The 21,368-nt window shown below is 64.0% G+C and carries 19 protein-coding genes and 1 tRNA gene; 15 read left to right on the forward strand and 5 right to left on the reverse strand.

What is annotated here, in order from left to right; genetic code table 11:
• Positions 1-42: 42 nt before the first annotated feature.
• The 5 genes from hemC (at position 43) to ppa (ending at position 4,745) form a co-directional block, all read left to right on the forward strand.
• Positions 43-1,038: a hydroxymethylbilane synthase gene (gene hemC / locus QOL82_RS07965; RefSeq protein ID WP_283441718.1), complete on the forward strand. Its 996-nt coding sequence runs from the start codon at positions 43-45 to the stop codon at positions 1,036-1,038.
• On the forward strand, positions 1,031-1,801 hold the full coding sequence (locus QOL82_RS07970) for a uroporphyrinogen-III synthase (protein ID WP_283441719.1): 771 nt from the start codon (positions 1,031-1,033) through the stop codon (positions 1,799-1,801). The genes hemC and QOL82_RS07970 overlap by 8 nt, the downstream gene beginning before the upstream one ends.
• Complete coding sequence (locus QOL82_RS07975) at positions 1,798-2,898, forward strand: uroporphyrinogen-III C-methyltransferase (protein ID WP_430438454.1); 1,101 nt, start codon at positions 1,798-1,800, stop codon at positions 2,896-2,898. The genes QOL82_RS07970 and QOL82_RS07975 overlap by 4 nt, the downstream gene beginning before the upstream one ends.
• 9 nt (positions 2,899-2,907) lie before the next feature.
• Positions 2,908-4,104, forward strand: a complete 1,197-nt coding sequence (locus QOL82_RS07980; protein WP_283441720.1) for a heme biosynthesis protein HemY — start codon at positions 2,908-2,910, stop codon at positions 4,102-4,104.
• 86 nt (positions 4,105-4,190) lie between these two features.
• On the forward strand, positions 4,191-4,745 hold the full coding sequence (gene ppa, locus QOL82_RS07985; protein ID WP_283441721.1) for an inorganic diphosphatase: 555 nt from the start codon (positions 4,191-4,193) through the stop codon (positions 4,743-4,745).
• Positions 4,746-4,784: 39 nt separating this feature from the next.
• Here ppa and QOL82_RS07990 read toward each other — a convergent pair whose 3' ends face one another.
• Positions 4,785-5,951: a GNAT family N-acetyltransferase gene (locus QOL82_RS07990; RefSeq protein WP_283441722.1), complete on the reverse strand. Its 1,167-nt coding sequence runs from the start codon at positions 5,949-5,951 to the stop codon at positions 4,785-4,787.
• A 168-nt stretch (positions 5,952-6,119) separates the two neighbouring features.
• Between QOL82_RS07990 and QOL82_RS07995 the strand changes: the two genes are divergently transcribed.
• Positions 6,120-8,174: an NAD(+) synthase gene (locus tag QOL82_RS07995; RefSeq protein ID WP_283441723.1), complete on the forward strand. Its 2,055-nt coding sequence runs from the start codon at positions 6,120-6,122 to the stop codon at positions 8,172-8,174.
• Positions 8,175-8,351: 177 nt separating this feature from the next.
• Complete coding sequence (locus QOL82_RS08000) at positions 8,352-8,690, forward strand: P-II family nitrogen regulator (protein WP_283441724.1); 339 nt, start codon at positions 8,352-8,354, stop codon at positions 8,688-8,690.
• Positions 8,691-8,733: 43 nt separating this feature from the next.
• Here QOL82_RS08000 and QOL82_RS08005 read toward each other — a convergent pair whose 3' ends face one another.
• Together QOL82_RS08005 and trxB are read right to left on the reverse strand one after the other, a co-directional pair.
• A complete protein-coding gene (locus tag QOL82_RS08005; protein WP_283441725.1) occupies positions 8,734-9,375 on the reverse strand; it encodes a Smr/MutS family protein in 642 nt (213 codons plus the stop codon).
• Between the two features lie 33 nt (positions 9,376-9,408).
• A complete protein-coding gene (gene trxB, locus QOL82_RS08010) occupies positions 9,409-10,362 on the reverse strand; it encodes a thioredoxin-disulfide reductase (RefSeq protein WP_283441726.1) in 954 nt (317 codons plus the stop codon).
• Positions 10,363-10,663: 301 nt separating this feature from the next.
• Here trxB and QOL82_RS08015 point away from each other — a divergent pair, with 301 nt between their 5' ends.
• From QOL82_RS08015 to QOL82_RS08035, 5 genes are all read left to right on the forward strand, one after another.
• Positions 10,664-12,991: a DNA translocase FtsK gene (locus tag QOL82_RS08015; protein WP_283441727.1), complete on the forward strand. Its 2,328-nt coding sequence runs from the start codon at positions 10,664-10,666 to the stop codon at positions 12,989-12,991.
• Positions 12,992-12,999: 8 nt separating this feature from the next.
• Positions 13,000-13,644 (forward strand): outer membrane lipoprotein chaperone LolA, encoded by a 645-nt coding sequence (gene lolA, locus QOL82_RS08020; protein WP_283441728.1) that lies wholly within the window; start codon positions 13,000-13,002, stop codon positions 13,642-13,644.
• A gap of 21 nt (positions 13,645-13,665) precedes the next feature.
• Complete coding sequence (locus QOL82_RS08025) at positions 13,666-14,970, forward strand: replication-associated recombination protein A (protein WP_283441729.1); 1,305 nt, start codon at positions 13,666-13,668, stop codon at positions 14,968-14,970.
• Between the two features lie 77 nt (positions 14,971-15,047).
• Positions 15,048-16,343, forward strand: coding sequence for a serine--tRNA ligase (gene serS, locus QOL82_RS08030; RefSeq protein WP_283441730.1), 1,296 nt, complete (start codon positions 15,048-15,050; stop codon positions 16,341-16,343).
• Positions 16,344-16,443: 100 nt separating this feature from the next.
• Positions 16,444-16,534, forward strand: a tRNA-Ser gene (locus tag QOL82_RS08035).
• 230 nt (positions 16,535-16,764) lie between these two features.
• Here QOL82_RS08035 and QOL82_RS08040 read toward each other — a convergent pair.
• Complete coding sequence (locus QOL82_RS08040; protein ID WP_283441731.1) at positions 16,765-17,382, reverse strand: PEP-CTERM sorting domain-containing protein; 618 nt, start codon at positions 17,380-17,382, stop codon at positions 16,765-16,767.
• Between the two features lie 924 nt (positions 17,383-18,306).
• On the opposite strand from QOL82_RS08040, the gene QOL82_RS08045 reads away from it, so the two are divergent.
• Positions 18,307-18,696, forward strand: a complete 390-nt coding sequence (locus QOL82_RS08045; protein WP_283441732.1) for a hypothetical protein — start codon at positions 18,307-18,309, stop codon at positions 18,694-18,696.
• A 78-nt stretch (positions 18,697-18,774) separates the two neighbouring features.
• Positions 18,775-19,599 carry a crotonase/enoyl-CoA hydratase family protein gene (locus QOL82_RS08050; RefSeq protein WP_283441733.1) on the forward strand — a complete coding sequence of 275 codons (825 nt, stop codon included), beginning with the start codon at positions 18,775-18,777 and terminating at the stop codon, positions 19,597-19,599.
• Positions 19,600-19,605: 6 nt separating this feature from the next.
• On the opposite strand, the gene QOL82_RS08055 is transcribed toward QOL82_RS08050, so the two are convergent.
• Positions 19,606-20,445 carry a glycosyltransferase family 25 protein gene (locus QOL82_RS08055; RefSeq protein WP_283441734.1) on the reverse strand — a complete coding sequence of 280 codons (840 nt, stop codon included), beginning with the start codon at positions 20,443-20,445 and terminating at the stop codon, positions 19,606-19,608.
• Positions 20,446-20,618: 173 nt separating this feature from the next.
• Here QOL82_RS08055 and QOL82_RS08060 point away from each other — a divergent pair, with 173 nt between their 5' ends.
• On the forward strand, positions 20,619-21,275 hold the full coding sequence (locus QOL82_RS08060; protein WP_283441735.1) for a class I SAM-dependent methyltransferase: 657 nt from the start codon (positions 20,619-20,621) through the stop codon (positions 21,273-21,275).
• Positions 21,276-21,368 lie beyond the last annotated feature (93 nt).

Genomic DNA, 21,368 nt, shown 5'->3' on the forward strand with positions numbered 1-21,368 from the left:
CGCTCCATAGAGGGGGAAGGGGACGGGCGGGCCAGAAGCGCCATGCTAGAATCCTTCGCTTCCAGCCCATCAGAAGAGCCTGTCTTGAACTCTCCAGAGATCCAATCTTTTACCGGAAAACTCGTTATCGCCTCGCGCGAAAGCCGGCTTGCAATGTGGCAGGCCGAACATGTGCGCGCACAGTTGCTTGAATTATATCCGCACAGTTCGGTCGAGATTCTGGGCATGACCACCCGCGGCGACCAGATCCTGGACCGCACCCTGTCCAAGGTGGGCGGCAAGGGCCTGTTCGTGAAGGAACTGGAAATCGCGATGCTGGGCGGGCATGCCGACCTCGCGGTCCATTCGCTGAAGGACGTGCCGATGGAGCTGCCGCCGGAGTTCGAACTGGCGGCGGTGCTGGAGCGCGAAGACGCGCGCGACGCCTTCGTCTCGAATGACTACGACAACCTGGCGGCGCTGCCGGCCGGCGCGGTCGTCGGCACCAGCAGCCTGCGGCGCCAGGCGCTGATCGCCGCGCGCTTCCCGCACCTGGTGATCCGGCCGCTGCGGGGCAATCTCGACACCCGCCTTGGCAAGCTCGATCGCGGCGAATACGCGGCCATCATCCTGGCCGCGGCCGGCCTGAAGCGGCTGGGTCTGCCGGAACGCATCCGCAGCCTGCTGGAGCCGGAACAAAGCCTGCCGGCGCCGGGGCAGGGCGCGATGGCGATCGAGATACCCGCCGGCCGCGCCGACCTCAGGCAGCTGCTCGCGCCGCTGGACCATGCGGACACCTCGGCCGCGGTGCGGGCCGAGCGCACGCTGTCGCGCGTGTTCGGCGGCAGCTGCCAGGTGCCGCTGGCCGCATACGCAACGGTGGCTGGCGACCAGCTGCATATGCGTGCGATGGTCGGCACGCCGGACGGCCTGCGCGTCGCCACCGCCGAGGCCAGCGGCCCGGCCAGTGCGCCCGAGGCGCTCGGCCGGCAGATTGCCGACGCGCTGAACACGCAGGGCGCGGCATCCATCCTGGAGGCGTGCAAGGCGGATGCCTGATCCGGTCGTCATCACCCGCCCGGCCGCCCAGGCCGCGCCGCTGGCAGAGCGCCTGACCGCGCTGGGCCATGACGCAGTGCTGTTTCCGCTGCTGGAAATCCAGCCATTGCCCGACCAGTCCGCACTTCGGGCGGCGCTGGCCGACATGTCCGGCGTGGCGCTGGTCGCCTTCGTCAGCCCGAATGCCATCGACGCCGCCTGCGCGCTGCGGAGCGAATGGCCGCGCGCCGTCACGCTGGCCGTCATGGGCGAGGGCAGCCGCGCCGCGCTGGCCCGCCACGGCCTGACTGCCGCCAATGCCACCATCGTCAGCCCGGCCAACACCGAGCGCACCGACTCGCAGACGCTGCTGGAAACGCTGGACCTCGAAATGCTGCGCGGTAAAAGGGCGCTGATCGTACGGGGCGAGAGCGGACGCGAATTGCTGGGCGACGCATTGCGCGCAGCCGGCATGGAAGTTACCCAGGTCGCCGCTTACCGGCGCAGCATTCCGCCGTTCGACCCGGCGCGGAAGCGGGAACTGGCCCGCCTGCTGGCCTGCGACAGCCGCTGGATCATCACCAGCTCCGAAGCGCTGCGCGGCCTGCTGGACATGGCGCGGGCGCTGGACGGCGATCAATCTGTAGTTAGTTTGCAACAAAAAAGCCTGATCGTTCCGCACGTCCGCATCGAAGAAAGCGCCCGCGCACTCGGTTTCCGCTCTGTGACGCTGACCGGATCAGGCGACGAAGCGCTGATTGCCGCGTTACAATCCCGGCCATGAACGACGCGCCTTTCAACTCCGAATTGCCGCCGCCGCGCTATGCGGCGGGGCTGGTCGATCCCGTCGGGTCGGCCATGCGCAACCGCAGCGGCCGCCTCGGCTACGTGCTGCTTGCGGTGCTGGCGCTGCTGCTGGCCCTGCAGTGGTGGACTTCGCATTCGGAACTGCGCACGCTGCGGCGCGAGATGGCGCAGCGCCTGCAGGCCGGGGACAGCATCGCCACCGAGGGCCGGACCATCGCCAGGTCGGCGCAGGACGACCTCAAGGAATTGCAGGGCAAGGTGTCGGTGCTGGAAGGCAAGCAGGTAGAGGGCCAGAGCCAGCAGATGGCGCTGGAGCAGCTGTACCAGGAATTGTCCCGCAACCGCGACGACTGGGCGCTGGCCGAGATCGAGCAGGTGCTGTCGACCGCGAGCCAGCAGCTCCAGCTGGCCGGCAATGTGCAGGGTGCGCTGATCGCGCTCCAGAATGCCGACACCCGGCTGTCGCGCTCCGACAAGCCGCAGTTCATCACGATACGCCGGGCGCTGGCCGGCGACATCGACAAGCTCAAGGCGCTGCCGTCGGTCGATGTGACGGGCATCGCATTGCGGCTGGACAGCCTGATCACCCAGGTCGACAGGCTGCCGCTGCTGGCCGACGAGAAGCCCGCGCTGCCGGCGACGCCGCCGAAGAACAGCAGCGTGGTCCCCGGCACCCAGTCGGCCAGCGCCGCCTGGCTGACCGCGCTGAATGACAAGTGGCAGAGCTTTTCCAATGAAATGTGGACCGAGCTCCGGCAACTGATACGGGTGCGCACTGTCGACACGCCGGACGCGCTGCTGCTCTCGCCGACCCAGGCCTACTATGCCCGCGAAAATCTCAAGCTGCGGCTGCTGAGCGCCCGGCTGGCGCTGCTGTCGCGCAATGAAAGCGCATTCCGCAGCGACCTCGCCGCCGCCCAGGACACGATCAACCGGTATTTCGACACCCGCGCCCGCCAGACCCAGTCGGCGCAGGCGCTGCTCAAGCAGGTCCAGGCCAGCGACCTGACCATCGAGATGCCGACGCTGAACGCCAGCCTGAACGCGGTCCGCAATTACAAGGCCAAGCCCTGATACCGGACCATGCGCATATTTCTCTGGCTCGTCGCACTCCTGGCAACCGCGATCGGACTCGCGGTGATGGCGCGGTTCAATGCGGGCAACGTGGTGCTGTTCTACCCGCCGTACCGGGTCGACCTGTCGCTTAATTTCTTCCTGCTGCTGCTGTTCCTGCTGTTCCTGCTCAGCTACGGCGTGCTGAACGCGATCCGCAGCGCACAGAGAATGCCGGGCAGGGTGATTGAATACCGCCGCAGCCGTCGCGAACGCGAGGGCAACCGCGCCTTCCGCGAGGCCCTGAAGGCGCTGTTCGAGGGCCGCTTCGGCCATTCGGAAAAAGCCGCGGCGCGGGCGCTGGACCTCGACGAGAACAAGGGCCTGGCGTCGCTGATCGGCGCGCGCGCCGCGCACCGGATGCGGCAGTCGGAGCGGCGCGACGCCTGGCTGGCGCGCGCGCAGGAAGACCCGGCGCTGAAGACCGCGCGGCTGATGACGGCGATCGAACTGCTGGTCGACGACGACCAGCCGGAAGCGGCGCTGGAGACCGTGCGCGAGCTGAACGCCAGCGGCACCCGCCACATCCATGCGCTCAGGCTGGCTCTGAAGGCCAACCAGCGCGCCAAGGACTGGCCCGAAGTGCTGCGGCTGACGCGCATGCTGGACAAGAACAATGCGCTGCATCCCGCGCTGTCGCAGCGGCTGCGCGAACTTGCCTACAACGACCTGCTGTCCGGCCGCCGGCATGACGCCGAATCGGTGCGCCGCGTATGGGCGACCGTGCCGGACGCCGACGCGCGCAAGCCGGCGATCGCGGTGCGTGCGGCCGACGCCTTCAATGCCCACGGCCTGCACCAGGAAGCGGCGGCGCTGGTGGAAAAGGCGCTGGCGGTCGAGTGGGACGAGCGCCTGGTCTGCGCCTACCGCCGCGCCGCCGCGCCGGAAAACTCGCCGGCGCTGCTGGCACAGATCGAACGCTGCGAGCAGTGGGCGCGCGAGCATCCGAGCGATGCGGAACTCGAATTGACGCTGGGCACGCTGTGCCTGAAACAAAAGCTCTGGGGCAAGGCGCAGCGCTACCTGGAGCATGCGCTGGCCGACGCCATCCATGCGCCGACCGTGCGCGAGATCCACCTGAAACTTGCGCAATTGCACGAGTCGCTGAACGACCCGGAACGGGCCGCGGAGCACTACCGGCAATGCGCGCTGGCAACGGCGATCTGACCCGCGTTGATGCGCATCGCGTTCCCGCGGCGGCAAAGCCGCTATAATCTGCCGACTTAAAATTCTTACCACTTCTGGAAACTGCCATGAGTCTTAACGACGTCAATTCAGGCCGCGACGTGCCTAACGATTTCAACGTGATTATCGAAATCCCGATGAATGCCGACCCGATCAAGTACGAAGTCGACAAGGAATCCGGCGCGATCTTCGTCGATCGCTTCATGGGCACCGCGATGCACTATCCGTGCAACTACGGCTACGTCCCGAAAACCATTTCCGACGACGGCGACCCGGTCGACGTGCTCGTCATTACCCCGTTCGCGCTGATTCCGGGCGTTGTCGTGCGCTGCCGTCCGCTGGGCATGCTGAAGATGAGCGACGAAGCCGGCGGCGACGCCAAGGTTCTGGCCGTGCCGGTCGACAAGGTGCTGCCGATCTACAGCCACTGGCAGAAGCCGGAAGACCTGAACGACCTGCGCCTGCAGCAGATCCAGCACTTTTTCGAGCACTACAAGGACCTGGAAAAGGGCAAGTGGGTCAAGATCGAAGGCTGGGTCGGCCCGGAAGAGGCGAAGCAGGAAATCCTGAACGGCATCGCCGCTTACAACAAGCTGGAAGCCGACGCCAAGGCCAAGGAATAAATCGCGTTGAACAGGCCGGGCCAATCGCGGCCCGGCCTGTCATTCCGGCGCGCCCTGCGCGCCGGTCCTGAACGGGTTGCGCTCGTTCAGTTCATCGATGTAAGCCGCAATCCCTCCCGATTCCTGTTCCAGAAAGCGTTCCACCGCGTCGCCGAATGCCGGATGCGCGAGCCAGTGCGCCGACCAGGTTTTTTGCGGCAGGAAGCCGCGGGCCATCTTGTGTTCACCCTGCGCGCCGCCTTCGAAGGCCGCGATTCCCCGTTCGATGCAGAATTCCAGCGGCTGGTAATACGAGGTCTCGAAATGCAGGCAGTCGTGATGCTCGAGCGCGCCCCAGTAACGGCCGTACAGCGCATGCCGGTCATGGATCACCAGCGACGCGGCGATCGGCCGGCCGTCGCGCTCGGCAATGACCAGCAGGATGTTTTGCGGCATCGTCGCGCCGATGCGCAGGAAAAAGTCCAGGTTCAGGTAGGGCGTCGAATAATGCGCCGCATAGGTATGGTCGTAGCAGCGCTTGAAGAAGCGCCAGTCCGCCTCGCCGATCTGCGCGCCTTCGACCCGGCGGAACGTGATGCCAGCGTCCCGCACCTTGCGCCGTTCGGCGCGGATGTTCTTGCGCTTCTTCTGTTCCAGCGTCGACAGGAACTGGTCGAAATCGCGGTAGCCGGCGTTAAGCCAGTGAAACTGCACGCCGTTGCGCAGCAGGAACCCGGCGCGCTCCAGCAGTTCCGCCTGTTCCGGCGGCGGGTACAGCACATGGGTCGACGACACGTCGGCCTGCTGCTGCAGCGCGACCAGCGCCTTGGCCAGCGCTGCCCGCGCCGATTCGTCCCGCGCCAGCAGCCGGGCGCCGGTCACCGGCGTGAACGGGATCGCCGACAGCAGCTTCGGGTAATACTCCAGCCCGTGCCGCCGGTAGGCGTCGGCCCATGCCCAGTCGAACACATATTCGCCATACGAATGGCTCTTCAGGTACAGCGGCAGCGCGGCGGCGAGGACATCGCCCTGCCACAGCGTCAGGTAGTGCGGCCGCCAGCCTGACTTGCGCGACGCGCTGCCGGACTCGTGCAGCGCATGCAGGAAGGCATAGGACAGGAAGGGGTTGGCGTCCGCCTGCAGGGCCAGCAGGCCGCTCCATGCCGGTTCGCCGACCTCGGACAGGGAGGCGATAATACGCGTGCGATAATTCAGGGTCAGCCTCATTGAGCGTTGTTCACAGGGGCAGCCGCCTCGACAGGCCGGTTCGCAACGGGAACCGTAGTGGCGGCATCAAGCCTGACCAGGCGCTGCTGTGCGACCCATTTTACGCAAAAACTGCTGGCAGAGAATTTCATCAACCGACCCTGCTCAAGGGCGCGCAAGGCGGAGCAAATGCAAACCAAGGAATTTTTCAATCTCTATTCGCACGATTTCGCAAGGGTGGCCGTAGGCGTTCCGACCTGCCGGGTCGCCGACCCGGTTTTCAATGCGGCGGAAACCATCGCGCTGGCAAGGCAGGCGGCCGAACGCGGCGCGGTGCTGATCGCGTTTCCCGAACTCGGCCTGTCGGCATATACCTGCGACGACCTGTTCCATCAGCGCGCGCTGCTCGAAGCCAGCAAGACGGCGCTGGCGTCCATCGTCGACGCCTCGGTCGACCTGCCGCTGGCGATGGTGGTCGGGATGCCGCTGCAAGTCGATCACCTTCTGTTCAACTGTGCGGTCGTCGTTTCCGGTGGCGCGATACAGGGCGTGGTGCCCAAGAGCTACCTGCCCAACTATGGCGAATTCTACGAGGCCCGCCAATTCAGCGCGGCTGACTGTGCGACCAGCGAACAGATCGAGCTGCTCGGCCAGACCGTGCCATTTGGCCCCGCGCTGCTGTTCGAGGCGGCGAACATGCCGCTGCTGCGCTTCCATGTGGAAATCTGCGAGGATCTGTGGACGCCGATTCCGCCGTCATCCTATGCGGCGCTGGCCGGCGCGACCGTGCTGATCAACCTGTCCGCATCGAACATCGTGGTGGGGAAGTCGCGTTACCGGCACCAGCTGGTGTCGCAGCAGTCGGCGCGCTGCCTGTCCGCCTACCTGTATTCATCGGCCGGGAAGGGCGAGTCGTCGACCGACATGGCCTGGGACGGCCAGGCGCTGATCTGCGAGAACGGCGAACTGCTGGCCGAGTCCGAACGCTTCTCCGACGCCTCCCACCTGATCTGCGCCGACATCGACCTGGAGCGGCTCTCGCGCGAGCGGATGCGGGTGACGACGTTCGGGCAGTCGATGCGCCGGCACCGGGACGAGGCCGCACGCTTCAGGACCGTGTCATTCCTCATCGATGCGCCGCTGGACCGCCGCCTGCCGCTGCAGCGCCGGCTCGAGCGTTTCCCCTACGTGCCGTCCGACGCCCGCCAGCGCGACGAGCGCTGCGAGGAGGTCTACAACATCCAGGTCCAGGCGCTGGTGCAGCGGCTGTCGGCATCGGGCATCAGCAAGGTTGTGATCGGCGTGTCCGGCGGCCTCGATTCCACCCATGCGCTCCTGGTCTGCGCGAAGGCGATGGACAGGCTGAAGCTGCCGCGCACGAATATCCTGGGCGTCACCATGCCCGGCTTTGCGACCAGCGACCGCACGTTGCAGCAGGCCAGGCAGCTGATGCAGGTGACTGGCTGCACTGCCAGCGAGGTCGATATCCGGCCAAGCTGCCTGCAGATGCTGAAGGATATCGGCCATCCGTATGCGGCCGGCCACGAGGATTACGATGTGACCTTCGAGAACGTGCAGGCCGGCGAGCGCACCAGCCACCTGTTCCGCATGGCCAATTACAACCAGGCCATCGTCCTCGGCACCGGCGACCTCAGCGAGCTGGCGCTGGGCTGGTGCACCTATGGCGTCGGCGATCACATGTCGCACTACAACGTGAACGCCAGCGTGCCAAAGACGCTGATCGTCCACCTGGTGCGCTGGGTCGCCGAGACCAGGCAGATCGGCGAGTCCGGCTCGGACGTGCTGCTCAATGTGCTGGCCACCGACATCAGCCCGGAGCTGGTGCCGGGCAAGCTGGCCGATGTGCCCGAGCAGAAGACCGAGAATGTCATCGGTCCGTATGAACTGCAGGATTTCAACCTGTACTACGTGCTGCGTTTCGGTTTCGCGCCGTCCAAGGTCGCGTTCCTGGCGCTGTCGGCATGGGGCGACCGCGACGCCGGGCGCTGGCCGGAAGGCCCGCATGTGCCCCGCAATGAATACACGCTGGCGGCGATCAAGAAAAACCTGGGCATTTTCCTTTACCGCTTCTTCAAGACCAGCCAGTTCAAGCGCTCGTGCATCCCGAATGGGCCCAAGGTCGGCTCCGGCGGGTCGCTGTCGCCGCGCGGCGACTGGCGCGCGCCCAGCGATTCGGAAGCGGTGGTCTGGATGGACGAACTGAAAAGCATACCGGATGACTGAGCGGGCTTCCCATCGTAAGATTCGTGCGATGGGTTTCTGGAGATAGCCGCTGGTCGGCTATACTCGCGGCCGGTGATCGTATCGAGTAGCTTGGTTGTATCGGGCAACCGACAGCATCCGGAGCCGCAGCGCCGCATTCAATGACTTGGGTTTGCCATACAACAGGAGGAATTTTTCGTGAAACAAATTACCGCGATCATCAAGCCGTTCAAGCTCGACGAAGTGCGCGAGGCGCTTGCCGAAGTCGGCGTCAGCGGACTGACAGTCACCGAAGTCAAGGGTTTCGGCCGCCAGAAAGGCCATACCGAGCTGTACCGCGGCGCCGAATACGTGGTCGACTTCCTGCCCAAGGTGAAGGTCGAGGCGGTGGTCGACGATGACGTGGTCGACTCCGCGGTCGATGCAGTGATCAAGGCGGCGCGCACCGGCAAGATAGGCGATGGCAAGATCTTCGTGCAGGCGGTCGAGCAGGTGGTGCGCATCCGCACCGGCGAAACCGGTCCGGACGCCGTCTAGGCCGCCTGGACCATCCGGCGCAGGATCAGCCCGGTCGGGCGCATCAGCTCTGCGCCTTGAGCAGCACCATCACCGCCCCGGCGCCGCCATCCGCGGCCCGGGCCTGGCAGAACGCCAGCACTTCCTCCTTCTGCACCAGCCAGTTCCGCACTTTTTTCTTCAGCACCGGTTCGCGGTTGACCGAACCCAGTCCCTTGCCGTGGATTACCCGCACGCAGCGCAGCCCGCGCCGGCCTGCGCTGCGCAGGAATTCGGCCAGCGCCTCGCGCGCCTCGTCGGTGCGCATGCCATGCAGGTCCAGCTGCGCCTGGGTCACCCAGTGGCCGCGCCGCAGCTTGCGCACGGTTTCCTGGCCGATGCCGGTGCGGGCATAGCTCAGTCCCTCGTCGGTTTCCAGCAGCGACTCGATGCTGAATTCGTCGGACAGCGATTGCGCCAGCGCCGCCTGCTCGTCGGCCAGGTGGTGCCGGGCGATCGGCTCCGGTTGCGGCGGCAGGTGCAGCGCCTTGTCGATGATGCGCATCGGCGCCACCGTGCCTATGCTTTGCCGGAACAGGTTGGCCTCGCGCAGCGCCAGCGCTTCCTGCTCGCGCCGCCTGACTTCGGCGGCGGCGCGCGCCTCCTGTTCCCGCTTCAGCTGGTCGCGCAGCGCCTGCAGCGCCGCAAAATCCTTGATGCCTGCCATGACCAGTCCATCCCTTGAGTGCTTGGCGGGTCTTTACGACTGGCCTTCCAGGTAACGCTGCGCGTCGAGCGCGGCCATGCAGCCGGTGCCCGAACTGGTGATGGCCTGGCGGTAGACGTGATCCTGCACGTCGCCGGCGGCGAACACGCCGGGCGCGCTGGTCGCGGTGGCAAAGCCGTCGAGGCCGGTCTTCGTGCGGATATAGCCGTTTTTCATTTCCAGCTGGCCTTCGAAGATGCCGGTATTGGGCTTGTGGCCGATCGCGATGAAGACGCCATGCAGCGTCAGCGGCGTCACGGCGCCGTCGATCATCGACTTGATGCGGATGCCGGTCACGCCGCTGTTGTCGCCAACCACTTCGTCCAGCGTGTGGTTCCACTTGATCTCGACCTTGCCCTCGGCAACCTTGGCCATCAGGCGGTCGATCAGGATGGCTTCGGCCCGGAACTTGTCGCGGCGGTGCACGACGGTGACTTTCTTGGCGATGTTGGACAGGTAGAGCGCTTCTTCCACCGCCGTATTGCCGCCGCCGACCACGGCGACTTCCTGGTTCTTGTAGAAGAAACCGTCGCAGGTCGCGCAGGCGGACACGCCCTTGCCCATGAATTCCTCTTCCGACGGCAGCCCCAGGTACTGGGCCGACGCGCCGGTGGCGATGATCAGCGCGTCGCAGGTGTATTCGCCGGCGTCGCCGATCAGCCGGATCGGCTTTTCATCGAGTTTCGTGGTGTGGATATGGTCGAACACGATTTCCGTGTCGAAACGCTCGGCATGCTGCAGCAGCCGCTGCATCAGTTCCGGTCCCTGCACGCCCATCGGGTCGCCCGGCCAGTTTTCGACGTCGGTGGTCGTCATCAACTGTCCGCCCTGCTCGATGCCGGTGATCAGGACCGGCTTCAGGTTGGCGCGGGCGGCGTAGACCGCAGCGCTGTAGCCGGCGGGGCCGGAGCCGAGAATGAGGACGTGGGCGTGTTTGGGAGTGGACATGGCGCTCATAGTAAAAGGAAAGGAAACAGGGGTCGGGCGTGGCAAGGCGCTGACGTCGGGCGTTGCAGCTTGCACGGGATACTGCTGCGGCGTCGGCCGCGATGCTGCTGGCAGTGCTCGTCGTATATCATGCCGGTCTGGCCGATTTCAACCAGGACCGATTTTGTGCTTTGTTGCAGCCTGAAAATGGTTAAGATTATAGACCAACCCGCCAGACACCTATTTTCACCCGTCGCAGCATTCTTAAATGCAACATCGTGGCGATCCGCTTACCTGCTTCCGATATTCCGCTCCCTGATTTATGACTAGAACGAGCCAAACCTATACCCGCGACACCAGTCCACAGCCGCAGCTGCCGAGCCGGCTGGTGCGCCTGCTGTCCGAAGCCAAGTGGCTGGTGCTGACGGTGATGACGACTTACCTGGTGCTCATCCTGCTCACCTATGCCAAGTCCGACCCGGGCTGGTCGCATGCGACCCACGTGACCCGTATGCACAACTGGGGCGGCCTGATCGGCGCCCGCGCCGCCGACCTGCTGCTCTATATCTTCGGCCTGTCGGCATGGTGGTTCTGCGTGCTGCTGTTCAAGGCGATCTACCAGGGATACCGCCGCTTGTCCGAGGGCGACGTCGAAGGCGTCGAGCCGATCTACCGGCAGGAGAAAATCATCCGCGGCATTGGTTTCGTGATGCTGCTGGCCGGCAGCATCGGCCTCGAATACGTGCGGATGTACAGCCTGAAAGTGGCCTTGCCGCTGGCGCCGGGTGGCGTACTCGGTGCGCTCATCGGCGGAACTGCGCAAAAAGCGCTGGGTTTTACCGGCGCGACGCTGCTGCTGGTGCTGCTGTTCGGCCTCGGTTTCTCGCTGTTTTTCCACGTGTCCTGGCTGACGCTGGCCGAGCGCATCGGCGCGGTGCTGGAAGGCTCGATCACCTCGGTGCAGAAGCTGTATGCGGCCCATGTCGACCGCAAGCTGGGCCAGGTCGCCGCGGTCAAGCGGGACGTGGTCGTGGTGCAGGAGCGCGCAAAGAGCGTGGAAGCGCCGCCGGTGCGCATCGAGCCGCAGGCGGTGACCGTGCCGCGCGCCGAGCGCGCAGCGCCCAAGGAACGCCAGGCCAGCCTGTTTACCAATGACAACCGCGACACCAACCTGCCGCCGCTGTCGCTGCTGGACGAGGCGCCGCCGGCGCAGGAAACCGTCAGCGTGGAAACGCTGGAATTCACCAGCCGCCTGATCGAGAAAAAGCTGTCGGACTTCGGCGTCGATGCCAAGGTGGTCGCGGCCTACCCGGGACCGGTGATCACCCGCTATGAAATCGAACCGGCTACCGGCGTCAAGGGCAGCCAGATCGTGAACCTGGCGCGCGACCTGGCGCGTGCGCTGTCGCTGACCTCGATCCGTGTCGTCGAAACCATTCCCGGCAAGAATTACATGGGCCTGGAGCTGCCGAACCCGAAACGGCAGATCGTCCGGCTGACCGAGATCCTCGGCTCCAAGGTCTACAACGACGGCCAGTCCAGCCTGACCGTGGCGCTGGGCAAGGACATCGCCGGCCATCCGATCGTCGCCGACCTGGCCAAGATGCCGCACCTGCTGGTGGCCGGCACCACCGGCTCGGGCAAGTCGGTCGGCATCAACGCCACCATCCTGTCGCTGCTGTACAAGTCCGACCCGAAACAGGTCAGGCTGATCCTGATCGACCCGAAGATGCTGGAACTGTCGATCTACGAAGGCATCCCGCACCTGCTGGCGCCGGTGGTCACCGACATGAAGCAGGCGGCCCATGCGCTGAACTGGGCGGTCAACGAGATGGAGCGGCGCTACAAGCTGATGTCCAAGCTGGGCGTGCGGAACCTGGCCGGCTACAACCAGAAGATCAGCGACGCCGAGAAGAGCGAGCAAAAGATTGCGAACCCGTTCAGCCTGACGCCGGACGCGCCCGAGCCGCTGGAAAAACTGCCGACCATCGTCATCATCATCGACGAGCTGGCCGACCTGATGATGGTGGTGGGCAAGAAGATCGAGGAACTGATCGCCCGGATTGCGCAGAAGGCGCGCGCCGCCGGCATCCACCTGATCCTGGCGACACAGCGGCCGTCGGTGGACGTGATCACCGGCCTGATCAAGGCCAACATCCCGACCCGCATCGCGTTCCAGGTGTCGTCCAAGATCGATTCGCGGACCATCCTCGACCAGATGGGCGCCGAGGCGCTGCTGGGCATGGGCGACATGCTGTACATGCCGCCCGGCACCGGGCTGCCGGTGCGGGTGCACGGCGCCTTCGTTTCCGACGAGGAAGTGCACCGCGTGGTCGACCACCTGAAGGAGCAGGGCGAGCCGAACTACATCGACGGCATACTGGAGGGCGGCGTCGCGGACGAGGGCGGCGAGGCGGGCGCGGTGGCAGGCGAGGGCGGCGGCGAGAGCGACGCGCTGTACGACCAGGCGGTGCAGGTCGTGCTGAAGAACCGGCGCGCGTCGATCTCGCTGGTCCAGCGCCACCTGAGAATTGGTTACAATCGCGCCGCCCGCCTGCTGGAACAAATGGAACAGAGCGGAGTCGTATCCAGCATGCAATCCAATGGCAATCGCGACATCCTCGTCCCCGCCGGCAACACAGCAGAATAGGACAGCACTTGACCAAAGCATTCCGCAGCAAGCACACCGTTTCCCTACTGGTCGCCGCCGCGCTCGCGCTGCCGGCGCTGGCGCAGGCAGCCGCGCTGGACCAGTTCCGTTCCTTCGTCGCCGGCACCAAGACCGCCCGCGGCGAATTCTCGCAGCGGCTGGTCAAGAACGACAACGGCAACGCCCGCGTTTCCAATGCCTCGACCGGCACCTTCGAATTTTCCCGTCCCGGCAAGTTCATCTGGATCTACAAGAAGCCGTACGAACAGCATCTGCAGGCCGACGGCGAGAAGCTCTACATCTACGACAAGGACCTGAACCAGGTCACCGTGCGCAAGCTGGGCAATGCGCTCGGCTCGTCGCCGGCTGCCATCCTGTTCGGCAGCAATGACCTGGAAAAGAATTTCACGCTGAAGGACGTCGGCGAACGCGACGGCATGGAGTGGCTGCAGGCCACGCCGAAGGCGAAGGACACCACGTTCGAGCAGATCGGCATCGGCCTGCGCGACGGCGTGCCGGCGGCGATGGAACTGCGCGACTCGTTCGGCCAGGTGTCGCTGCTGAGCTTCACGAAATTCGAGCGGAACCCGGCGCTGCCCGACAGCCAGTTCCGCTTCACGCCGCCCAAGGGCGCCGACGTGTTCGAGCAGTGAAGCCGATGACGGTCCGCGCCCATGGCTGACCTGTTCCACACCGAGCCGCGCCAGCCGCTGGCCGAGGCGCTGCGCCCGCGCAAGCTCAACGAGGTCGTCGGCCAGAGCCACCTGCTGGGTCCGGGCAAGCCGCTGCGGCTGGCCTTCGAGTCCGGCAAGGTCCACTCGATGATCCTGTGGGGTCCGCCCGGCGTCGGCAAGACCACGCTGGCGCGGCTGATGGCCGACGCCTTCAACAGCGAATTCATCGCGCTGTCGGCGGTGTTCGCCGGCGTCAAGGACATCCGCGCGGCGATGGAGCAGGCGCAGCAGAACCTGGACCAGCATGGCCGCCATACCATCCTGTTCGTCGATGAAATCCACCGCTTCAACAAGTCGCAGCAGGACGCGTTGCTGCCCTTCGTCGAATCGGGGCTGGTGACCTTCATCGGCGCGACCACCGAGAATCCCAGCTTCGAGGTCAACTCCGCGCTGCTGTCCCGCGCCCAGGTCTACGTTCTGCAGTCGCTGACCGACGAGGACATGAAGCTGCTGCTGCAGAGGGCGCAGGACAGCGGCCTGGTCGACCTGTCGTTCAAGGACGCCGCGATCGACACGCTGGCCGGTTATGCGGACGGCGACGCCAGGCGCTTCCTCAACCTGCTGGAACAGGCGGAAACGGCCGCGCATGCGTCCGGCCGGCGCGAGATCGACGGCGCCTTCGTCGAAAGCGCGATGACGCTCAACGCGCGCCGCTTCGACAAGGGCGGCGACAATTTCTACGACCAGATCTCGGCATTGCACAAGTCGGTGCGCGGCTCGCATCCCGACGCGGCGCTGTACTGGTTCTGCCGGATGATAGACGGCGGCGCCGATCCGCGTTACCTCGCGCGCCGCATCGTCCGCATGGCGTGGGAAGACATCGGCCTGGCCGACCCGCGCGCGGTGCAGCTGGTCAACGACGCCGCCGAGACCTACGAGCGCCTGGGCTCGCCCGAAGGCGAGCTGGCGCTCGGCCAGGCGGTGATCTACCTGGCGGTGGCCGCGAAGAGCAATGCCGGCTACAACGCGTTCAACCAGGCAATGGCGTATGTGAAGAAGGACAAGTCGCGCGAGGTGCCGATCCACCTGCGCAATGCGCCGACCAAGCTGATGAAGGAGCTGGGCCACGGCCATGCGTACCGCTATGCGCATGACGAGCCGAACGCCTACGCAGCCGGCGAGACCTACCTGCCCGACGGCATGCCCGAGCCGGGCTGGTACCGGCCGGCGCCGCGCGGCACCGAGGCCAAGATCGCCGAGAAGCTGGCCTGGCTGCGGCAGCTCGACCGCGACGCCACGGACTGAACCGGGGCGCGGCCGATAGCGGATTGCGCCGGTGGCCTTGCTACAATGGCGGCTTTCAAAACCGACATCCTCCCGCCATGATAGACATCCAGCTCCTGCGCAAGGACATAGACGCCGTCGCCGCGCGGCTCGCCGCGCGCAAGTTCAGGCTTGACGTGCCCGCCTTCAACGCCCTCGAAGCCGAGCGCAAGCAGATCCAGACCCAGACCGAAGAACTGCAGGGCCGCCGCAACAGCCTGTCCAAGCAGATCGGCATGTTGAAGGGCAAGGGCGAGGACGCGTCGGCCGTGATGGCGGAAGTGACCAGCATCGGCGACCAGCTCAAGGCCTCGGCCGCGCGCCTCGACGAAGTGCAGGCCGCAATGGGCGCCTTCCTCGAAGCGGTGCCCAACCTGCCGCATCCGTCGGTGCCGGTGGGCGATGACGAATCCGGCAACGTGGAAGTCAGGAAGGTCGGCCAGCCGCCCGCATTCGACTTCGAGGTGAAGGACCATGTCGATATCGGCGCCCGGCTGGGCCTGGACTTCGAGACCGCCGCCAAGCTGACCGGCTCGCGCTTCGCGGTGATGAAGGGCGGCATCGCCCGCCTGCACCGGGCGCTTGCGCAGTTCATGCTGGACACCCATGTCGAGGAGCACGGCTACACCGAGTGCTACACGCCCTACATCGTGAATGCCGAGTCGCTGCGCGGCACCGGGCAGCTGCCGAAATTCGAGGCCGACCTGTTCGCCGTGAAGAAGGGCGGCCAGGAAGGCGAGGGCGAGGCGCTGTACCTGATACCGACCGCCGAAGTGCCGCTGACGAACATGGTCAGGAACGACATCGTCGCACGCGATCAGCTGCCGATCCGCCTGACCGCCCATTCCCCGTGCTTCCGTTCCGAAGCCGGCGCCTATGGCCGCGACACCCGCGGCCTGATCCGCCAGCACCAGTTCGACAAGGTCGAGATGGTGCAGATCGTCGATCCGGAAACCTCGTACGACGTACTGGAGGAAATGCTGGGCCACGCCGAGAACATCCTGAAGAAGCTGGGCCTGCCGTACCGCGTGATCACGCTCTGCACCGGCGACATGGGCTTCGGCGCGGCCAAGACCTACGACATCGAAGTCTGGGTGCCGGCGCAGCGCACCTACCGCGAGATTTCATCGGTCTCGAACTGCGAGGCATTCCAGGCGCGCCGGATGCAGGCGCGCTTCCGCAATGCGCAGGGCAAGCCCGAACTCCTGCACACGCTCAACGGCTCCGGCCTCGCCGTCGGCCGCACGCTGGTCGCGCTGCTGGAAAACAATCAGCAGGCCGACGGCAGCGTGCTCATCCCCGAGGTGCTGCGTCCCTACATGCGCGGCCTGGAAGCGCTGACGCCGGCCGATTGAAAAAGCCGCAATTTTGCGGCTTGCGGGTATTCCAGTTTTCAAAGTTCGTCTGCTATAATTCGCGCCTTGCAGCGCTTCGGTGCCGCAAGGAATCAGACCAGGAAAGGTGGCAGAGTGGTCGAATGCGCTGGACTCGAAATCCAGTGTAGGATTATGTCCTACCGTGAGTTCGAATCTCACCCTTTCCGCCACATATTCAAGTACCTAGCTTCACCGATAAAGCCCCTTTTCAGGGGCTTTATTTTTTTCCGTGCCGGATTTTCTGGGCGTCCGGTCGAGGGCGGAAACCAAAGTATCCGATGCCAGGCCGGATATACTTGCCGAGCACCGCGATCACCTGGCGCTGCCGCTCTTTCTGGGCGGGTAAAGGTGGAGAGCAAAAAAGCCCGCACGCGGCGGGCTCTGTCGAGGTGGGGAAGTTTTACTTTTTCGCTGTCTTCCTGCGCGATGCGGCAACGCCCAGCAGGCCAAGGCCGAGCAACGCGACGGTGGTTGGTTCTGGAACCGTTCCCATTACGACCTTCCCATTGAAGATGCTGACGGAGGCGAGTCGGATGTTTCTTATGCCATTCGAATCAGGACCATTTTCCAGGTTGCCCCAGTATAGGTCCATGGTGCCGGTGCCAGACGTGTTAAGAAAACTTTCGCCACCCCATGTCAAGGTCACGGGTGCGCCAGTCCCTGTTAGTCCAGTGAGAGGGTCTGAAAACTGCAGCCAGGAATAATCTGTCGGTGTGTACCCGAAACCGCCAGTATTTCCGTCAACCAAGGTGAGAGCTCCGTTAAAAGGAATGGCACTAAGGCTATTTGCAGAGAAGTTATTTCCGCCAATCCATAGGTTCCCGGAATAATTGATGTCTATTTCAACTGGACTATTAGCCAGGGTTCCAGGATCAGTAGCTGGCATGGTCCCATTCAGAGTAAATGTTACGGAATTGCTTGTGTAGTTATTAACGGTAAACTGCAATGGAGCCGCATTTGCGGCAACGGCGGATAACATCAGAACTGCGGCCGCAAACCATGCTGTTTTAGGATTCATATTGTGACTCCTTTATAGTTAATTTTCTGATGGATATGAAATGTTCTTGCATCAAAGAAGCTCCGACCGATATTCGATGCTTTGAACACATTGCTTTCCGTGCAGACATCATGCCAGAACGTAATATATTGATTAAAAGTCAATTTAATTTCCAATTGGAATAGATTGTAAATAATTCCGACACGCGCGAATCAACCCAAACGACTGCGGTTAACGGTCGACAAAAGTCGTCCGTATATTGATGCAGGGCACCATTGAACTGAAGCAAGGATTCATGCCGATTTAGGCGGTTCCTGTCCGCGTTCACGGAAATGTGCGGAACCTTGTGATGCCAAACGGCAAGAGCCCGAAATTAAGAGTTACATCGAAACTTCGAGGCAAAATTACCTCAGCAACGATTATTTTTTTAAAAACAGCCGGCAAGCTGTAGTCAATGACTGAGCTAGCCAATTCAGTAATGCGGGAAGAGGCGGTATTCCGATACGTGTCTATGCCGTTGTTGCACGCGAAAACAGTGACAAGTCTTTGTTTGCATTAAGACCGGCAGCGAGGCCATATATAAATAACTAGCAATTGGTCTTGAAATCGGGCGTAGTTTCATGTCATGCCGAGAGATAGAATCTCGTCCTTTCCGCCAATAAGTCATGTTGTCACGTTGTCTGCAGAAGCCGCTGAATAGCGGCTTCTGCAGACAACACGGGAAGAGTTGTAAGGTTTCTTGAAGTAGTCCCATTCCTACAAGGCTTTAAGCCTTTCTCCGACTGGTGGTCGCTGGGCAAACCGTTAAGATGAACCCGTCTCCTCCACCTCCCTTAAGGATGGATCTGGCCCGCCGATGTTCGCGGGCCTTTTTTTATTACGGCGTCAAGGAGCCTGCGGAAAAAACGGGACGCAGCCAGTCAAATGCAGTAAATTCGCCAGATCATGGATCGTCGCAATACGCCATTCAGGAATCGTGTGCAAGCCAGGGTGCGCCAGTTCTGGCGGCTGGCCGTGCCGTTCTGGCTGTTCCGGGATGCGCACCATGGAACCGTGGAGCAGCGCATTGCGAATTACCGGTTCAATCGCGCGCAGCGCAACATCCTCCCGTTCTACATGCTCAAGTGGCTGGGCATTGCCACCTGCCTGCTGAAGATGACCGAGTTGCTGTCCGGGCTGATGCTCAGCACCCAGGCGCAGGCCCAATCCCAGGGCGCGGACCACCTGTTCGCCGCGCTGCTGTGCATGGGCGCGGGCATCGCCTTCGCGTTTTCCTGCATCGTCCTTCTGATGCTTGCCACGAGTTATCTTTACCTGAGCTGCGTCGAGCGCTAGGGCCTCTTTGATCGTTGCGATGCCTGTGCGACACTTTGCTCCCGGCCCACGACGGCCAAACTTCATCCGGGGAGCAGAATGCAGACAGAAGAAAGAGTAACGATCAGCGTGGAGGATGGCGTCGCGCAGGTGAGGCTTAACCGTCCGGACAAGATGAATGCGCTCGACAGCGCAATGTTCCAGGCGCTGCTGGCGGCGGCGGATCGCCTGCGCCGCGACCGCTCGGTGCGGGCCGTGGTCGTGGCCGGCGAGGGCAAGGCTTTCTGCGCGGGCCTGGACATGCAGTCCTTCCAGCGCATGCAGGAAGGCGGCAGCGTGAATGCCGACGCCGGCTTCCCTTTCGACCGCGGCCTGATGCAGCGCACCTTCGGCAGCGCCAACGCGTTCCAGCAGGTGGCGATGATGTGGCGCGACATCCCGGCGCCGGTGATCGCCGCGGTCCACGGCGTCGCGTTCGGCGGCGGCCTGCAGATTGCGCTGGGCGCGGACATCCGCCTGATCGCGGCGGATGCGCGCATGTCGGTCATGGAAATGAAATGGGGACTGGTGCCGGACATGGGCGGCATCCTGCTGATGCGCGAACTGGCGCGGCATGACGTGGTGCGCGAGCTGACCTTCAGCGGCCGCCAGTTTTCGGGGGAAGAGGCGGTGCGCATCGGCTTCGCCACCCGGATCGAGGCTGACCCGCTGGCTGCGGCCACCGCGCTTGCGCGGCACATTGCGCAGCAGAGCCCGGACGCGGTCAGGGCGGCCAAGCGCCTGCTCAACCTGTCATTGCATGCCGACCCGGCGACGGTGCTGCAGGCCGAATCCTATGAACAGGAACGGCTGGTCGGCAGCGCCAGCCAGGTCGAGGCGGTAATGGCGAACATCGAGAAGCGGCCGCCCCGGTTCAGCGACTGACGCCGTTCAGGCCGGGCTGGCGCCGTCCTTGAGTTCCCGGAAGTTCATCAGCATGCTGGTCAGGATTGCAGAGAATGCCCTGTGTTCGGGGTCCGCGATGACTGCTTCGATTTGCGCCATGTCGGCCGCGACCTGTTCCGGCCGCCTCTCCAGCCATACCAGCCGGCGGAACGTGCTTCTGGCGTGGTTGAGCTGTTCGACCTTGTCCGGCTGTATCTGCGAGCTTGTTGAGTGGTGGGACAGCGTGGTCACGAAAGGGAACAGCACGGCGGCCTTCAGCCGCCCCTCGCGGATCTGCGCGGCCAGGTACACGTCATATTCGACGTCGACCGGCACGCCCGCGTCGAGGATGGCGACTATCCTGGGGATGGACCGGGGATTGACGATGTAGGCGTTGGCGCCGAAGAAGGGAATCTTTGCCAGGTCGAGCGGGATGACGCTTCCGGTTCTCATCAGGTCCTTGCGGTGGAAGTACAGCTTCACCATGTCATCGATGCCGGTCGCGCAGACATCGAGAAACAGCAGGTCCCAGTCGGCTTCGGGATTCTGCTGCAGCAGGCCATCGACGATTTCGCAGGTGGCGATGCCGAATTCGACATCGTCTTCCAGCACCAGTAGCGGCGTGGAGCGGCCTGCATGGGCCTCGATCACCGCTTTATGGCTGAGGAAGCAGGCTTTTTCTTCCCTGCTCCTGACGCCGCCAACCGCATGGCGGTCGACGAACTGCGTATCCACCGCCTCGAAACGCGCCATGTCCCAGCCCGGCCGCGCCACCTTGTCAAAGCTCGCCTCGATGGCCAACCGCCGTTCCACGGCATCGGCGAGATTAATGTACCGGCATTGCATATGCGCTTCCTTTCATCGGGAGAGATTAGAACTGGGGTGGGGATGGCGTTACTACCTTGGGTAACGCCCGCTGCCGATCTGCACCCACAGACATCGAAACCTACACTGACACCGTTCTGCCGCGCCCGTCCCGCCAGCGCGCGCCAGGCCGGCCCAACAGGAAAGCGCCTGCCATGCCCAACGACCGAGCCCAGCCCGCCCGACAGGACGAACAGCCCGTATTCACCGCCGACTGGTTCGAGACAGTCGCCCGGCCGCTGTGGGACCAGTTCATTCCTTCCCTCGAAGCCCGCCGCGTGCTGGAAGTGGGTTCCTACGAGGGCGCCAGCGCCTGCTACCTGATCGATCATCTTGCCGCGCAGGCGCCGCTGGAAATCCATTGCATCGACGCGTGGATAGACACCGGAACCTGGAACCGCGCAATCGTCGACATGGCCGAGATCGAGGCCCGGTTCCGGCGCAATACGGCGCTGCTGGTCGCGCGCAGCCCGCATCCGGTCACGCTGGAAGTGCACAAGGGGTATTCGGATGTCTGCCTGGCGACGCTGCTGGCGCAGAAGGGCAAGGGCTACTTCGACCTGGTGTATGTCGATGGCTCGCACCAGGCCTCGGACGTGCTGGCGGACGCGGTGGTCGGCTTTCAACTGCTGCGGCCCCACGGCATCATGATCTTCGACGACTACCTGTGGCGCGGCGGGGAAGACAACTACAGCGACCCTGCGATGTGTCCCAAGATGGCCATCGACGCATTCATCAACTGCAACCATGCCAACCTGCGCATCGTCAACGCGCCGCTCTACCAGATCTACCTGCAAAAGCTGTCCGCCTAGAACCTGCCGGCTTCGCTTCCAGCACCCGGCCGGACCGGGTTGAGTACGCTCAATGCAATGCCCGGCATCGGGCCGTAGCATGGGGCGCATCCA

Origin of the sequence: Noviherbaspirillum suwonense (assembly GCF_900182955.1) — a bacterium.
Classification (GTDB): Bacteria; Pseudomonadota; Gammaproteobacteria; order Burkholderiales; family Burkholderiaceae_D; genus Noviherbaspirillum_A; species Noviherbaspirillum_A suwonense.

Excerpts from the sequence above, each read along its gene's own strand:
- hemC (WP_283441718.1), top strand. The coding sequence starts at position 43 with ATGCTAGAATCCTTCGCTTCCAGCCCATCAGAAGAGCCTGTCTTGAAC.
- QOL82_RS07970 (WP_283441719.1), top strand. The coding sequence starts at position 1,031 with ATGCCTGATCCGGTCGTCATCACCCGCCCGGCCGCCCAGGCCGCGCCG.
- QOL82_RS07975 (WP_430438454.1), top strand. The coding sequence starts at position 1,798 with ATGAACGACGCGCCTTTCAACTCCGAATTGCCGCCGCCGCGCTATGCG.
- QOL82_RS07980 (WP_283441720.1), top strand. The coding sequence starts at position 2,908 with ATGCGCATATTTCTCTGGCTCGTCGCACTCCTGGCAACCGCGATCGGA.
- ppa (WP_283441721.1), top strand. The coding sequence starts at position 4,191 with ATGAGTCTTAACGACGTCAATTCAGGCCGCGACGTGCCTAACGATTTC.
- QOL82_RS07990 (WP_283441722.1), bottom strand. The coding sequence starts at position 5,951 with ATGAGGCTGACCCTGAATTATCGCACGCGTATTATCGCCTCCCTGTCC.
- QOL82_RS07995 (WP_283441723.1), top strand. The coding sequence starts at position 6,120 with ATGCAAACCAAGGAATTTTTCAATCTCTATTCGCACGATTTCGCAAGG.
- QOL82_RS08005 (WP_283441725.1), bottom strand. The coding sequence starts at position 9,375 with ATGGCAGGCATCAAGGATTTTGCGGCGCTGCAGGCGCTGCGCGACCAG.
- trxB (WP_283441726.1), bottom strand. The coding sequence starts at position 10,362 with ATGTCCACTCCCAAACACGCCCACGTCCTCATTCTCGGCTCCGGCCCC.
- QOL82_RS08015 (WP_283441727.1), top strand. The coding sequence starts at position 10,664 with ATGACTAGAACGAGCCAAACCTATACCCGCGACACCAGTCCACAGCCG.
- QOL82_RS08025 (WP_283441729.1), top strand. The coding sequence starts at position 13,666 with ATGGCTGACCTGTTCCACACCGAGCCGCGCCAGCCGCTGGCCGAGGCG.
- serS (WP_283441730.1), top strand. The coding sequence starts at position 15,048 with ATGATAGACATCCAGCTCCTGCGCAAGGACATAGACGCCGTCGCCGCG.
- QOL82_RS08040 (WP_283441731.1), bottom strand. The coding sequence starts at position 17,382 with ATGAATCCTAAAACAGCATGGTTTGCGGCCGCAGTTCTGATGTTATCC.
- QOL82_RS08045 (WP_283441732.1), top strand. The coding sequence starts at position 18,307 with ATGGATCGTCGCAATACGCCATTCAGGAATCGTGTGCAAGCCAGGGTG.
- QOL82_RS08050 (WP_283441733.1), top strand. The coding sequence starts at position 18,775 with ATGCAGACAGAAGAAAGAGTAACGATCAGCGTGGAGGATGGCGTCGCG.
- QOL82_RS08055 (WP_283441734.1), bottom strand. The coding sequence starts at position 20,445 with ATGCAATGCCGGTACATTAATCTCGCCGATGCCGTGGAACGGCGGTTG.
- QOL82_RS08060 (WP_283441735.1), top strand. The coding sequence starts at position 20,619 with ATGCCCAACGACCGAGCCCAGCCCGCCCGACAGGACGAACAGCCCGTA.